A 13,859-nucleotide genomic window follows, 5' to 3' on the forward strand; every position below is an offset into this window, starting at 1 on the left:
AGCATTTTTAATTTAATTAAAGAATAATGAAAGATAAGAGGATATTATATGTATCATCTGAAGTAGTGCCTTATTTACCTGAAAATGAAGTTTCGCAAGCTTCGTTTGACACTCCGAAAATGATTAATGATTTAGGTGGTCAAATCCGTATTTTTATGCCAAGATATGGTAGCATCAATGAAAGAAGACATCAATTACATGAAGTTATACGGCTTTCGGGTATGAATTTGGTTATCAATGATATGGACATGCCTTTAATTATTAAAGTTGCTTCGATCCCAAAAGAGCGCATTCAGGTTTACTTTATTGATAACGACGACTATTTTAAACGCAAAGGAACATTCGGTGATGAAGCAGATACTCTGTACAACGACAATGACGAACGTGCCATCTTTTTTGTAAAAGGAGTGGTTGAAACCATTAAGAAATTAAATTGGGTTCCCGATGTGATTCACGTGCAAGGCTGGATGGCCTCATTATTGCCGTTGTATATGAAAAAGTATTATAATGATGAAAGTATTTTCGCAGATACTAAAGTAATCACTTCTGTTTTTTCAGCAGGATTTAACGGAAAACTCTCAGAAAATATGTTTGACAAAGTTGCTTTTGACGAATTCGATACAAAAGATATCGAAGGGTTAAAAACAGCCGATTACACAAGCATTATGAAAAACGCCATTGACCATTCAGACGGCATCGTGATTTCTTCATCGGAAATATCAGAAGATTTAACAAATTATATACAAAGTTCAAATAAACCTTTCTTACCTTTCGACGCAAAAGAAAAAATGAAGGATTTCTATCCGGAATTTTATCTTCACAAGGTTTAATTTAAAGCATATATGAGAAGAAAATCGATAGCTAAAATTTTATTATTTTCTGCATTATCTGTAACAATCGTTTCGTGTGAACAAGAGTTTACCGAAATGGGTTCTGATATTATTGGTAACGATCCGTTTGGTTTTGATAAATACGTGGTTCAAAATATCGAAACCGCAAACGGCGAAACCACAAGTGCAAATACCCGCAATTTACCGGTAAACAATTTTGGCGTTTACACACACAGTGCGTTTGGTAAAACAGCGGCACATTTTGTTACGCAGATTGAAATGGGAGATAACAATGATTTGTCTTCATTTGGAGATAATCCGGTATTAGATTCAGTGTATGTTTACATACCGTTTACAAGTTCGGTTTCTTCAACCGATTCTGACGGAAACAAATCATACGATGTATCTAACATTTACGGCAGCGGAAAGTTTACCTTAAATGTTTATGAAAACGGATATTTTTTACGTGCTACCGATCCTAATAATGAGTTTGAAACACAATTCTATTATGCTGATGAAAAACCAATGTTTGATCAATATAAAAAAGGATTAAACGGAAGTGACAGATTAAACAATGCTGCTAACACTGCGCAAAATACCGAGTTTACTTTTAACAAAAGTGAAATTAAACTGTATGCGTACAATGCCGACGGAACTCCACAGTTAGATGATGATGGAAATCCAAAGGTAAAAGAACGCATTGCACCCGGTATTTGGTTAGATTTAGACAAGAACTATTTTCAAGATAAGTTTTTTGCAAATAATAAATACAAATCTATCTCGAATAACGCTGTTTTAAAAGACTATTTCCGCGGGTTGTATTTTGAAGTGGTCGATGCGTACAATCAAAATGCATTGGCACAGCTAAATTTAAGTCAGGGAAAAGTAGTTTTTGTGTATAAACAAGACGGAACAGTTGACAGTGAAACCAACCAGCCAAAACGCGAACGTAAAACATACGAATTCAGTATTGGGTACGACAGTTCCACATCGGCAACTTCATCGGCAACAACCGTTAATCTGTTAGAAAGTAATTTTGATTTAGAGAATAATTCCGTTGGAAATTTATGGCTGAAAGGTGGTAATAAAACTTCGTATGCAACCATTTCGCTTTTTGGCAACGATAACGACAACAGCGGAAAAGCAGACGAATTAGAAACCATTATTAACAACAACTGGTTGATTAATCAGGCATTGTTAACCGTTTATGTAGATCATTCCGTAATGGGGCTGGATACCATTTCTGTACCAAAGCAGTTATTTTTATACGATTTTAAAAACAACAAAATACTTGCAGACTACACCAACGATACATCAACAGACAAGTCGGTGTTTAGTAGTGGGTTAAATACTTCAAATTCATCGGTTCACAAATACCAGTTCAGAATAACAGATCATATCAACAATTTAATCCAGAAAGATTCTACCAATGTACCTTTAGGATTGGTTGTTGCAAACGATATTACAAATTCTGTTATGAACCCTGTAAAAACAACAGATAAAAAAACACCAGTAACAGCTACCATGAATCCTTTTGGAACCGTAATCTACGCTCCTGATGCTTCTAATAGCGAATTAAAAATGAAACTTGAAATTTATTACACTAAAGAAAATTAATTATGTGTGGAATAGTAGGTTATATAGGTCCTAAAGACGCATATCCAATTATAATAAAAGGATTAAAACGTTTAGAATACCGTGGTTATGACAGTGCCGGCGTTGCGTTATACGATGGTGAAAAATTTATATCAAGTAAAACAAAAGGTAAAGTTTCTGATTTAGAAAAAAGAGCAGAAGCTGAAAATACCTTGGAAGGTTCCATGGGGATCGGTCATACGCGCTGGGCAACACACGGAGTGCCAAACGATGTAAACTCACACCCGCATTTTTCAAATTCCGGCAAATTGGTTATTATTCATAACGGAATCATTGAAAACTATGAACCGTTAAAAAAAGAATTAATCAATCGCGGATATACTTTTAAGTCCGATACAGACACAGAAGTATTGGTTAACCTAATTGAAGACGTACAAAAAAATAAAGGATTAAAATTAGGTAAAGCCGTACAGGTGGCATTAAACCAGGTAGTTGGTGCGTATGCGATCTGTGTAATGGATATTAAAAAACCAAACGAAATTGTAGCGGCAAGATTAGGTAGTCCGTTGGCAATTGGTATTGGCGAAGGCGAATATTTTGTAGCTTCAGATGCGTCGCCTTTTATAGAATATACGAACAACGCTATTTATCTGGAAGATGAAGAACTGGCGATTATCCGCTTACACAAACCGATTAAGATTAGAAAAATAAAATCTGATAAAGAAGTAAGTCCGTACATTCAGGAATTACAATTAAATTTAGAACAGATAGAAAAAGGTGGTTACGATCACTTTATGCTGAAAGAGATTTACGAACAACCCGATGTTATTCGCGATACCTTTCGTGGTCGTTTATTAAGCGACCAAGGGTTGATTAAAATGGCAGGGATTGAAGATAATCTGAATAAATTCACCAACGCAAAACGTATTATTATTGTTGCTTGCGGAACATCTTGGCATGCAGGACAAGTGGCAGAATATATGATCGAAGAATTTGCCCGTATCCCTGTTGAGGTGGAGTATGCATCTGAATTCCGCTACCGTAACCCAATCATCAATGCAGACGATGTGGTTATCGCTATTTCACAATCGGGCGAAACTGCCGATACATTGGCAGCTATTAAACTGGCTAAAGAAAAAGGTGCCTTTGTTTTTGGTGTTTGTAATGTAGTAGGATCTTCTATTTCTCGTGAAACCCATGCAGGAGCTTATACCCATGCCGGACCAGAAATTGGAGTGGCATCAACTAAAGCATTTACCACACAAATCACTGTTTTGGCATTGATTGCGTTGCGTTTGGCTAAAGCAAAAGGAACTATTTCTCAGTCTGATTATTTAAGAAATTTAATTGAATTAGAACTGATTCCTGAAAAAGTAGAAGAAGCTTTAAAAGAAAATGATCGTATTTTAGAAATTGCACGTATTTATAAAGATGCGGCCAACTGTCTGTTTTTAGGTCGTGGGTTTAATTTTCCGGTAGCATTAGAAGGAGCTTTGAAGTTGAAAGAAATTTCATACATTCACGCAGAAGGATATCCGGCAGCCGAAATGAAACACGGTCCTATTGCTTTGATCGATGAAAACATGCCGGTAATTGTAATTGCACCACAACAAAATCATTACGATAAAGTGGTGAGTAACATCCAAGAAATTAAAGCACGCAGCGGAAAAATCATTGCATTGGTATCAAAAGGCGATGAACAAGTAAAAAATCTTGCCGATCATATCATAGAAATGCCAAATTCAACCGAAGCGTTAACATCAATCATTGCCACGATTCCTTTACAGTTGTTGTCATATCACGTAGCTGTTTTGCGTGGTACGAACGTAGATCAGCCAAGGAATTTAGCGAAATCGGTTACGGTTGAATAAAAAATAGTAAAAGAATTTGTTTAAATAAAAAAACACCTTATATTAGCAAAATAAATTTCATTCTACCCAATAGAATAGAATTTTTTCATAAGTGTTTTTTTTGGTTATATTAAAATGGGACGGTTTTTAAACCATCCCATTTTTTATTTTAGAAGATTTTTAAAGTTATTTTTACAGCAGATAATACTGTAATTGAAAAAACAAAAAATAGATTTTAATTATTACAAAAAAAAACTATCTTTGCACATCGAAAAAAGTGATTTTTTCGCAATTGATAATTAGCTGTTAAATAAATACATAAGCAATGTCTAAAGTTACAGGAAAAGTTGCACAAGTTATCGGGCCGGTAGTTGACGTAGTTTTTGATACTACTTCTGCTGCATTACCGAAAATTTATGATTCATTAGAAATTACAAAAGCAGATGGGTCAAAATTAGTGTTAGAAGTTCAATCTCATATTGGTGAGGATACCGTACGTACCATTTCAATGGATTCTACCGATGGTTTAAGCCGTGGAGCAGAAGTTGTTTCTAACGGTTCGCCTATCCAAATGCCAATAGGTAAAGAAGTTTTTGGTCGTTTATTCAACGTGGTTGGTGAGCCAATCGACGGATTAGAAAAGTTACCAAAAGAGGGTGCAAATGGCTTGCCAATTCACCGTCCGGCACCTAAATTTGAAGACCTATCAACATCAAGCGAAGTTTTATTCACAGGAATCAAAGTAATCGATTTGATCGAACCTTATGCAAAAGGTGGTAAAATTGGTTTGTTTGGTGGAGCCGGTGTTGGTAAAACTGTATTGATTCAAGAGTTAATTAACAACATTGCAAAAGGTCACGGAGGTTTATCTGTATTTGCCGGTGTTGGTGAACGTACTCGTGAAGGGAACGACTTATTACGCGAGATGTTAGAATCAGGTATTATTAAATACGGTGACGATTTTATGCATTCTATGGAAAACGGCGGTTGGGATTTAACCAAAGTTGACAAACCAGGAATGATGGATTCTAAAGCAACTTTCGTATTCGGACAAATGAACGAACCACCAGGTGCACGTGCACGTGTAGCTTTATCTGGTTTAACAATTGCTGAATATTTCCGTGACGGAGCGGGTGATGGTCAAGGTAAAGATGTATTGTTCTTCGTTGACAACATCTTCCGTTTTACACAGGCTGGTTCAGAGGTATCTGCATTATTAGGTCGTATGCCTTCTGCAGTAGGTTACCAACCAACTTTAGCAACTGAAATGGGTGCTATGCAAGAGCGTATTACATCAACAAAAACAGGATCAATTACATCGGTACAGGCGGTTTACGTTCCTGCGGATGACTTAACGGATCCGGCTCCTGCTACAACATTTGCCCACTTAGATGCAACAACTGTATTGTCTCGTAAAATTTCAGAACTAGGTATTTATCCTGCGGTAGATCCATTAGATTCTACTTCACGTATCTTAACTCCTGAAATCTTAGGTAAAGAACATTATGCTTGTGCACAACGCGTAAAAGAAATCCTGCAAAAATATAAAGAGTTACAAGACATCATCGCGATTTTAGGTATGGAAGAGTTGTCAGAAGCTGATAAATTAGCCGTTCACCGTGCACGTCGTGTACAACGTTTCTTATCACAACCTTTCCACGTAGCAGAACAGTTTACAGGTATTCCTGGTGTATTGGTTGACATTAAAGAGACAATTAAAGGATTTAACATGATTATCGATGGTGAATTAGACCATTTGCCAGAAGCTGCATTTAACTTAAAAGGTTCAATTGAAGACGCAATCGCAGCCGGAGAGAAGATGTTAGCTGAATCATAAATCACAAAAAACAATTTAGTATGATTTTAGAAATTGTTTCTCCGGAAGCTACACTATTTAAAGGTCAGGTTACCGCAGTGTCTGTGCCCGGAATTAACGGAGAGTTTCAAATGCTGAATAACCACGCGCCGATTGTTTCTTTATTAATTGAAGGAAGAATTAAAATTGCCGGTACTAATTTACAGTTTGAACCTCAATTTGAAAGCCGTTTCGAGAAGATTGACAATAATACCTATTATCTGCCAATAAAATCGGGAACGCTGGAATTGAAAGACAATAGAATAAATATTTTAGCAAATTAAATAGAAAAAACCAACTCATTACGAGTTGGTTTTTTTATGGTATTGGTCTGCAAACAAATCGTGGAAATCTGCTGCGCTTGGCAGTTCAAAAAGTTCTAAATGAAAGTACGGAACCACAGCTATTACATGGTCAAAAATATCTGCCATAATGCCTTCGTATTCTGCCCAGACAATAGAGTTTGCAAATGTGTAAATCTCAATAGGCAAACCGTGCTCTGTGGGTTGTAAATGGCGTACCATGATGGCATATCTTTTATTGGTAGATTGAATGTTTAAAAGGTATCTTTTAACGTATTCTCTAAACAATCCCACATTTGTCATTCGTCTGCCGTTTACTAACATTGTGGGGTCGTCAACGTGAGTGTGGTTATATGTGGCAATTTCTTGTTGCCGTTCCATAATGTATGATTTTAAAAGCTTAATACGCTTTAAATTTTCAATTTCATCAGCTTCTAAAAAGCGAACAGATCCCAATTTGATGTTAATGGATCGTTTGATGCGTCTGCCTCCGGATTTTTGCATTCCCCGATAGTTTTTAAACGAATCGCTGATTAACGCATACGTGGGAATGGTGGTAATGGTTTTGTCAAAATTTTGAACTTTAACGGTATTTAAATTTATTTCCAACACATCGCCGTCAGCACCGTATTTTGCCATTTCAATCCAATCGCCCACACGAACCATATCGTTTGACGAAACCTGAATACTTGCCACAAAACCAAGAATGGTATCCTTAAAAACTAACATAACAATGGCAGATGCCGCTCCTAATGAAATAAGTAATCCGTAAGGGTCTTTACCGGTTAATTCAGAAAAAATTAAGATGGCACAAACAATATACAGAAGAATCGCAATTACCTGAAAGTAACTGTCTAAAGGTTTATCTGCAAATCGTTTTTTTGTGTTTAAATAATCTTTTACTGCATAAAAAATAGCTTTTACAAGTACGGTTACCGCTACAATAATAAGAATGTCAGTGATTTTTACCGTAAAGTTAATCCATTTTGGAAAACCTATAAAGATTACTGGTAACAACTGTTTGGCAATGATCAATGGTACTAAATGAGTAACATATTTTAAAACCCTGTTGTGAATTAAAAAATCGTCGAACCGTGTTTTGCTTTTTCTTACAATTTTAATAACTGAAATTCTTAATAATTTACGTAATGAGATATCTACTAAATACAATAAAGCAAATAGAACCATTAAGAGTAAAACAGCATTTAAATAATGGGCAAGTTCAGAAGAAATTCCTATTTTTAAAAGGGTGTCATATCCAAATGAGTAAATATTGCTTTTTAATTGATGGTCTAAAACATTCATTAATATAAGGGGTTTTTGAAAAAAATCCCGAATTGTCCGGGATTCAAGGTTTATAAGTCGTTTAACATCTTTGAGATTTCGTCTAACTTTGGTGTCAGGATTACCTCGATTCTACGGTTTTTTGCTTTATTGGTTGCCGAATTGTTTAATGCAACAGGCGCATATTCACTACGCCCGGCTGCTGTTAAGTTTTTCTTGTCGATGCCGTGCGTTTGTTCAATAATATTTACAATGGCAGTGGCACGTTTGGTTGATAAATCCCAGTTGTTAGTGATTCCGCCGCCCAGGTTTCCAACAATCTTATCGTTATCGGTATGTCCTTCAATCAATATGGAAATATCAGGATTTTTTGCCAATACTTCAGCCAACTGTCCCACAGCAGTTTTTCCTTCATTGCTCACTGTCCAGCTGCCCGATGGGAACAATAATTTGTTTTCCATTGATACATATACTTTTCCGTTTTTTTGCTCAACAGTTAATCCTTTGCCTTCAAATTCAAATAATGCTTTAGAAAGTGATTCTTTTAAGTTGCGAAGGTTCTTATCTTGTGCCGCCAATTTACTCTCTAATTCTGCAACACGAGATGATTTTCCGGCTAATTCTTCTTTTAAGCTGTTGAGGCGTTCAATTTCTGCTTTGATTGCCTGATCGCTGTTTTTTTCTAAATTATCATAATCTTTTTGTAATTGATTATAAGCAATTTGTAATTTGTCGCGTTCGGCAACAGCATCATCTAATTGTGATTGCAAAGATTGATTTTTAGTACCCAAATCAAACGATTGCGATTTTAAATCTGTTGCTTCTCCGGTTAAACGTTCCAGTTCTTCGGCGCAGTTTTTATATTTTGCATCTAATTCGTTATACAATCTTCTGGTAACGCAACTTGTTAAAAAAGGAAGGCAACAAGCTGCCAATAGTATTTTTTTCATTGTTCTGAATGTTTTGTTAATCAATTTCAATTGCCACGGGACAGTGGTCAGAATGCCTGGCTTCGGGCAAAATATAGGCTCGTTTTATACGATCCTTCATATTGTCTGCAACCAAATGGTAATCAATACGCCAGCCTTTATTGTTGTTTCGGGCATTGGCACGATAGCTCCACCACGAATAATTATGGGGCTCCGGATTCAGCATTCGGAACGAATCGATGAATCCGTTTTTCATAAATGTATCTAACCATTCACGTTCTTCGGGTAAAAATCCTGATACTTTTGCATTGCGTATAGGATCGTGAATATCAATTGCCTGATGACAAATGTTGTAATCGCCACAAATAATCAAGTTGGGAACAATAACTTTTAGTTCGTTGATGTAATTCTGAAAATCTGCCATATATTGAAACTTGTGTCCTAAACGCTCACTATTTGTTCCGGAAGGCAGGTATAATGACATTACAGAGAAATCCTCAAAATCGGCACGAAGGTTTCGTCCTTCTTTATCCATATAATCGATTCCGGTTCCAAAAACTACCTTTTTAGGTTCGGTTTTACTTAAAATGGCAACGCCGCTGTATCCTTTTTTTTCTGCCGGAAAATAATATTGGTAGGGATAGCCCGCTGCCGTAATCTCTAATACAGGAATTTGCTCTGGTGTTGCTTTAATTTCCTGTAAACAAATAATATCCGGATTTGCAGCTTGCAACCAATCTAAAAAACCTTTTGTAATTGCCGCACGAATTCCGTTTACATTGTATGATAAAATTTTCATTGATAAAATAGGGTTTTGCCAAAAATACATATTTCATTTAGTAAGAAAAATACATTTAACGAGTTGTTTTGTTTTTAATGGTCTTTATATTGGAATTCTTATGCCTATTTTCGATATTGCAAATAGTATCAGGAGGTAACAATCTGTAAAAGGTATGACCTGGTGATATTATATCCTTAAGAAAAGAAATAAATTGACTGTAAAATTTCTATATTTGTCAAAAATATCGTAAAAATGAAAAAAATAGCTGTAGCAATTTGTGCTTTAGTGGGTACAGCAAATGTACAGGCACAAGCTTTAAACGAAGTAGAATTAAACATTTTTAACACTATTGTAAACCAGTCGGTTGAAATTGGTTATGAACATTTTATTGATCAGGATCAATCAGTAGGAGTAGATTTAATGATTAATGACCGTTTTTCTTATTTCGGGCAGAATAAAAAGGAAGGTAAGTTCAAACAATTTAATACCAATGCCATTGCAGTAAATTATAGTTTTTATTTTGGAGGAAAAGAAGGAGAACACGCTTCAGGCTTATATGCACAACCCTTTTTAAAATACCGTTTTGGAGATTATGAGCACGATATAAAAACAGAATCTGGTTATACACGCACAACAACCGATATGAATTCATTCATTATTGGTGTGGGAGCAGGTTATAAATTAGTAAAAAATGATGCTTTTACCATTTCGCCATTTATTAATATAGCAAGAAACTTTAGTGATGATGTAATTGACGAATTTGCAGGTATTGAATTAAATGCAGGTATCAATATTGGTTATCGCTTTTAAAAACTGAAATAGTAAAAACCCTTTATCAATTGATAAAGGGTTTTTTGTATAAACTTTTAATACCCCAGCTTCTCTCTAACTTTATTTAAAGTTCTGTTAGCGATGACAGCGGCTTTTGCAGCGCCTTCGTTTAAGAAGTGATCCACTTCATCTAAATGGTTCATATAGTAAGTATATTTTTCGCGAATATCTTTGAATTTTTCGCAAATCAGCTCAAACAAGGCTTGTTTGGCATGTCCGTAACCGTAATTTCCACCTTCGTAATTGACACGCATTTGAGCTATTTGTTCATCAGAAGCTAATAATTTGTACAACGCAAATACATTACAGGTATCCGGGTTTTTAGGTTCTTCTAACGGAGTGGCATCAGTAACAATCGCCATAATTTGTTTGCGTAACTTTTTATCGTCTTCAAAAATATTAATAAAGTTATTGCGGCTTTTGCTCATTTTTTCACCGTCGGTTCCGGGAATAGTCATAATGTCTTCGGCTATTTTAGCTTTGGGCAACACAAAAACTTCGCCCATTTGGTGGTTAAAACGAGCAGCTACATCACGTGTGATTTCTATATGCTGCAACTGGTCTTTTCCCACAGGTACAAATTCGGCATCGTACAATAAAATGTCAGCTGCCATAAGCATCGGATAAGTGAATAAACCGGCATTTATATTTTCCAAATAACTCGATTTATCCTTAAATGAATGCGCCAACGTTAAACGCTGAAACGGAAAAAAACAGCTTAAGTACCAGGTAAGCTCACAGGTTTGTGGTACACTTGATTGTTTGTAGAAGGTTACACGATTGGTATCCAATCCGCAAGCCAGCCAGGTTGCAGCCACACTGTATGTATTTTCTTTTAATGTTTTAGCGTCTTTAATTTGTGTAGCCGAATGCAGGTCGGCGATAAATAAAAACGTTTCATTTTCAGGATTGTTTGCCATTTCTATTGCCGGCAAAATAGCTCCTAAAAGATTTCCTAAGTGTGGGGTTCCGGTACTTTGAACTCCTGTTAATACTTTTGCCATTTTATCGATTAAAATTTTTACAAATTTAAAGTATTCTATGGTGGTGGTAAAATTTATTTTATTTATTAATTTGCAGGGTCAAACAAAATAAATGATGCTGCTAAAAAAAATTGCATGGTTTCTCTGGAAAATATGGTTTTATACGTTGATATTAATCGTGATATTGGTGCTTTCACCTTTCCTGATTGTTTCGTTATCAACAGATAAATTCTATCGTTTCTTTTTTATTTTAGCAAGAATCTGGGCACATTGCGTTTTTTATGGCACGGGCTTTACCAAAAAGGTATTGGTAAAACAAAAATTTGATCCAAGGAGAAGCTATATACTTACGGCAAATCACACATCGATGATGGATATTATGCTGATGTTGATTTTAGTAAAAAATCCGTTTGTATTCGTAGGAAAGAAGGAATTGGCAAAGTTGCCGATATTTGGTTATTTCTATAAAAAAGCCTGTATTCTTGTGGACAGATCAAGTGCAGTGAGCCGCCAAAAGACAATGATTGCTGCCGCACAAAAATTAGCAAATGGTTTAAGTGTTTGTATTTTTCCCGAAGGTGGTGTGCCCGATGACGAATCTGTTGTTTTAGACGAATTTAAAGACGGAGCTTTTCGCTTGGCGATTGATTTTGAAATTCCGGTAGTCCCTATGACTTTTGTAGGATTAAAAAAGATGTTTCCTTTCCGGTTTTTTGCAGGATACCCCGGAAAGGTATTGATTCATCAGCACCCGTTTGTAGAAACCAAAGGATTGACCCAACGCGATAAACCACAGCTGAAAGAAGAAGTTCGCGAAATGATTTTAAAACCGTTGTTATGGCATGAATCTGTCTGATTTAAGTTTTTTCTTTCTTGTTTCAATTCCTATCAATATGTTTTAAATTTTATTATTTCTATAGTAGAAAGATTCTTTGTGTGTCAAAAAATCAATAAATGATGAGTGATGTGTTTTTTATTAAAAATTAGTAAAAAAGGGTAAAAGATTGTCTTTTTTGTAAGCATAAGTGTTTCTAAAATTCGCATGTTGTGTAGCCGTAAAATAATCGCAAAATATTTGATGAATTGGCTCATTAGTATGTGATGCTTTAATACCTAACTGAAAATATAAATCCAAAATTTTGTGAGATAAACTGGCAACGAGTCGTTTGCCAAACTCATGAATTTCGGTTTGAATTCCGTCTGGAATTTCTTCGTTATTTCCTAACAGATATTCCATTTTATCCGCAAAAAAATAAATTTGGTTTTCATTGTCTCGAAGTTCCTGTTTGAATCCCGATAAATCTAGATTCAAACGAATTTTTTCTGCTTCATCAAGAAAATGTTCTGCCATTCCCAGATAATTAACCAACAAGGTTAAATCGGCAAAAATGCGAAACGGAATCTTATCCAAAACGGCATCGGTATAAAATTCGTTGTAAATAAAACTGTGATTGGCATCAACCAAAATAGCATCAACCGTAAACGAAAAAGTTCCGGTAGCCTGCATTCCCATAGCTTGCCAGTCGGCAATAATTTCAACCTGATCTTTGGGGATAATAAACGAACGAATCATTTCATTTCCTTCTTTATCTAGAACAGGTTTGCCATTTGTTGTAAGGCGTGCATTCAACGTAAAATGACTTAAATGTGGTGCACCGGTAGCAAATGTCCATTTGCCGTTAATTAAAAATTGATTGTTTACCATTTCGGCAGTTCCGCCAATAGCACCGCTGCCGCCAAAACATGTGAAATGATTTTTAAAAAGTTCTGTGGCAATTTCGGGTTTTAGGTTTCTTGAGAAATAATTGGCTCCGGCGCATAAGGTAACCATCCAGCCCAAACTGCCATCGGTTTTGGCTAACTTTTTCAGTAACTTCAAACCTTCTTTAAACGATAGTCCTAACCCGAAATATTTTTTTGGAACCCAGATCTGCAACCAGCGTTGTTCAAAAATATGTTGCATTATTTCATCTGGCATCCAATTACTGCCTGATAATTTGTTTTGCAAATCGGCATTAAGCATGTTGTTGTCGTTTTAAGATTTTGTACCAGTTGATGTATCCAAAAATGGCAACCACAAACAAAAAAGCGGTTAGTACAGCATAAAGATACAAATCTTTGTGAATAAGCAGGGGTACCGCCATAAAGTTACTGATGTTCAGTAAAATCCAGTTTTCTATTTTTCGTTTTGCCATTAACCACATTCCTGCCCATGCAAAGGCAGTAACTAACGAATCCCAAACAGGTACATCGCTATCGGTAAAACGCGTTAAAAAGGTATAGAAAATCGTGAAAGCGATAAAGACAATACCGGTTGCTTTATATTTTTCGGTTTTTGTGGTAAACGTGATGGGCGTTTCGGTTTGCTGTTTGCCAAATTTCCAGAACAACCAACCGTAAATACTCATTATTAAATAATAAAAATCCAGTGAAAATTCGGCATACAGTTTTGCGTGAAACTTTACATACATTGCCAAAAGGATACCGGCAATTCCGAAAAGATAATTGTGAATGTTGTTTTTTTGCGCCAAAAGCACCTGAACCACGGCGAAAGCAACACCCAGCCATTCAATCCATGTGGTTTTACTTAAAATTTCCTGCATCATATAATAAATTAA

Annotated in this window: 13 protein-coding genes; 7 read left to right on the top strand and 6 right to left on the bottom strand. The window is 35.8% G+C overall.

Annotation, left to right across the window (positions count from 1 at the left end):
• Positions 1-26: 26 nt before the first annotated feature.
• From BLW20_RS09455 to BLW20_RS09475, 5 genes are all read left to right on the top strand, one after another.
• Positions 27-830 (top strand): glycogen/starch synthase, encoded by an 804-nt coding sequence (locus BLW20_RS09455; protein WP_091099617.1) that lies wholly within the window; start codon positions 27-29, stop codon positions 828-830.
• 12 nt (positions 831-842) lie between these two features.
• On the top strand, positions 843-2,447 hold the full coding sequence (locus tag BLW20_RS09460) for a DUF4270 domain-containing protein (RefSeq protein ID WP_091099622.1): 1,605 nt from the start codon (positions 843-845) through the stop codon (positions 2,445-2,447).
• 2 nt (positions 2,448-2,449) lie between these two features.
• A complete protein-coding gene (gene glmS, locus BLW20_RS09465) occupies positions 2,450-4,297 on the top strand; it encodes a glutamine--fructose-6-phosphate transaminase (isomerizing) (RefSeq protein ID WP_091099624.1) in 1,848 nt (615 codons plus the stop codon).
• 304 nt (positions 4,298-4,601) lie between these two features.
• Positions 4,602-6,113 (top strand): F0F1 ATP synthase subunit beta, encoded by a 1,512-nt coding sequence (gene atpD, locus BLW20_RS09470; RefSeq protein ID WP_091099626.1) that lies wholly within the window; start codon positions 4,602-4,604, stop codon positions 6,111-6,113.
• 20 nt (positions 6,114-6,133) lie between these two features.
• Positions 6,134-6,415, top strand: coding sequence for a FoF1 ATP synthase subunit delta/epsilon (locus BLW20_RS09475; protein ID WP_091099628.1), 282 nt, complete (start codon positions 6,134-6,136; stop codon positions 6,413-6,415).
• A gap of 18 nt (positions 6,416-6,433) precedes the next feature.
• Here BLW20_RS09475 and BLW20_RS09480 read toward each other — a convergent pair whose 3' ends face one another.
• Genes BLW20_RS09480 through BLW20_RS09490 form a run of 3 tightly spaced genes read right to left on the bottom strand, consistent with a single transcriptional unit; the run spans position 6,434 to position 9,445 of the window.
• The gene (locus tag BLW20_RS09480) at positions 6,434-7,738 is read right to left on the bottom strand and encodes a mechanosensitive ion channel family protein (protein WP_091099630.1); all 1,305 of its coding nucleotides are present in this window, start codon (positions 7,736-7,738) and stop codon (positions 6,434-6,436) included.
• 50 nt (positions 7,739-7,788) lie between these two features.
• Positions 7,789-8,667 (bottom strand): OmpA/MotB family protein, encoded by an 879-nt coding sequence (locus tag BLW20_RS09485; protein ID WP_091099632.1) that lies wholly within the window; start codon positions 8,665-8,667, stop codon positions 7,789-7,791.
• Between the two features lie 16 nt (positions 8,668-8,683).
• On the bottom strand, positions 8,684-9,445 hold the full coding sequence (locus tag BLW20_RS09490; RefSeq protein WP_091099709.1) for an exodeoxyribonuclease III: 762 nt from the start codon (positions 9,443-9,445) through the stop codon (positions 8,684-8,686).
• Between the two features lie 234 nt (positions 9,446-9,679).
• Here BLW20_RS09490 and BLW20_RS09495 point away from each other — a divergent pair, with 234 nt between their 5' ends.
• Positions 9,680-10,237, top strand: a complete 558-nt coding sequence (locus tag BLW20_RS09495; RefSeq protein WP_091099634.1) for an autotransporter outer membrane beta-barrel domain-containing protein — start codon at positions 9,680-9,682, stop codon at positions 10,235-10,237.
• Between the two features lie 56 nt (positions 10,238-10,293).
• Here BLW20_RS09495 and trpS read toward each other — a convergent pair whose 3' ends face one another.
• Positions 10,294-11,262, bottom strand: coding sequence for a tryptophan--tRNA ligase (gene trpS / locus BLW20_RS09500; protein WP_091099636.1), 969 nt, complete (start codon positions 11,260-11,262; stop codon positions 10,294-10,296).
• A gap of 91 nt (positions 11,263-11,353) precedes the next feature.
• Between trpS and BLW20_RS09505 the strand changes: the two genes are divergently transcribed.
• Positions 11,354-12,097, top strand: coding sequence for a lysophospholipid acyltransferase family protein (locus tag BLW20_RS09505; protein WP_091099640.1), 744 nt, complete (start codon positions 11,354-11,356; stop codon positions 12,095-12,097).
• 120 nt (positions 12,098-12,217) lie between these two features.
• On the opposite strand, the gene BLW20_RS09510 is transcribed toward BLW20_RS09505, so the two are convergent.
• A complete protein-coding gene (locus BLW20_RS09510) occupies positions 12,218-13,264 on the bottom strand; it encodes an acyl-CoA dehydrogenase family protein (protein WP_091099643.1) in 1,047 nt (348 codons plus the stop codon).
• Positions 13,257-13,847 carry a nicotinamide riboside transporter PnuC gene (pnuC, locus tag BLW20_RS09515; protein ID WP_091099652.1) on the bottom strand — a complete coding sequence of 197 codons (591 nt, stop codon included), beginning with the start codon at positions 13,845-13,847 and terminating at the stop codon, positions 13,257-13,259. Before pnuC ends, BLW20_RS09510 begins: the two co-directional genes overlap by 8 nt.
• Positions 13,848-13,859 lie beyond the last annotated feature (12 nt).

It is taken from the genome of Paenimyroides marinum (assembly GCF_900108395.1).
In the GTDB taxonomy this organism is placed as follows: domain Bacteria; phylum Bacteroidota; class Bacteroidia; order Flavobacteriales; family Flavobacteriaceae; genus Flavobacterium; species Flavobacterium marinum.

What these genes read in the sequence shown, in the direction of transcription:
- BLW20_RS09475 (WP_091099628.1), top strand. Translation starts at nt 6,134, where the DNA reads ATGATTTTAGAAATTGTTTCTCCGGAAGCTACACTATTTAAAGGTCAG.
- glmS (WP_091099624.1), top strand. Translation starts at nt 2,450, where the DNA reads ATGTGTGGAATAGTAGGTTATATAGGTCCTAAAGACGCATATCCAATT.
- BLW20_RS09485 (WP_091099632.1), bottom strand. Translation starts at nt 8,667, where the DNA reads ATGAAAAAAATACTATTGGCAGCTTGTTGCCTTCCTTTTTTAACAAGT.
- BLW20_RS09505 (WP_091099640.1), top strand. Translation starts at nt 11,354, where the DNA reads ATGATGCTGCTAAAAAAAATTGCATGGTTTCTCTGGAAAATATGGTTT.
- trpS (WP_091099636.1), bottom strand. Translation starts at nt 11,262, where the DNA reads ATGGCAAAAGTATTAACAGGAGTTCAAAGTACCGGAACCCCACACTTA.
- pnuC (WP_091099652.1), bottom strand. Translation starts at nt 13,847, where the DNA reads ATGATGCAGGAAATTTTAAGTAAAACCACATGGATTGAATGGCTGGGT.
- BLW20_RS09510 (WP_091099643.1), bottom strand. Translation starts at nt 13,264, where the DNA reads ATGCTTAATGCCGATTTGCAAAACAAATTATCAGGCAGTAATTGGATG.
- atpD (WP_091099626.1), top strand. Translation starts at nt 4,602, where the DNA reads ATGTCTAAAGTTACAGGAAAAGTTGCACAAGTTATCGGGCCGGTAGTT.
- BLW20_RS09490 (WP_091099709.1), bottom strand. Translation starts at nt 9,445, where the DNA reads ATGAAAATTTTATCATACAATGTAAACGGAATTCGTGCGGCAATTACA.
- BLW20_RS09460 (WP_091099622.1), top strand. Translation starts at nt 843, where the DNA reads ATGAGAAGAAAATCGATAGCTAAAATTTTATTATTTTCTGCATTATCT.
- BLW20_RS09495 (WP_091099634.1), top strand. Translation starts at nt 9,680, where the DNA reads ATGAAAAAAATAGCTGTAGCAATTTGTGCTTTAGTGGGTACAGCAAAT.
- BLW20_RS09480 (WP_091099630.1), bottom strand. Translation starts at nt 7,738, where the DNA reads ATGAATGTTTTAGACCATCAATTAAAAAGCAATATTTACTCATTTGGA.
- BLW20_RS09455 (WP_091099617.1), top strand. Translation starts at nt 27, where the DNA reads ATGAAAGATAAGAGGATATTATATGTATCATCTGAAGTAGTGCCTTAT.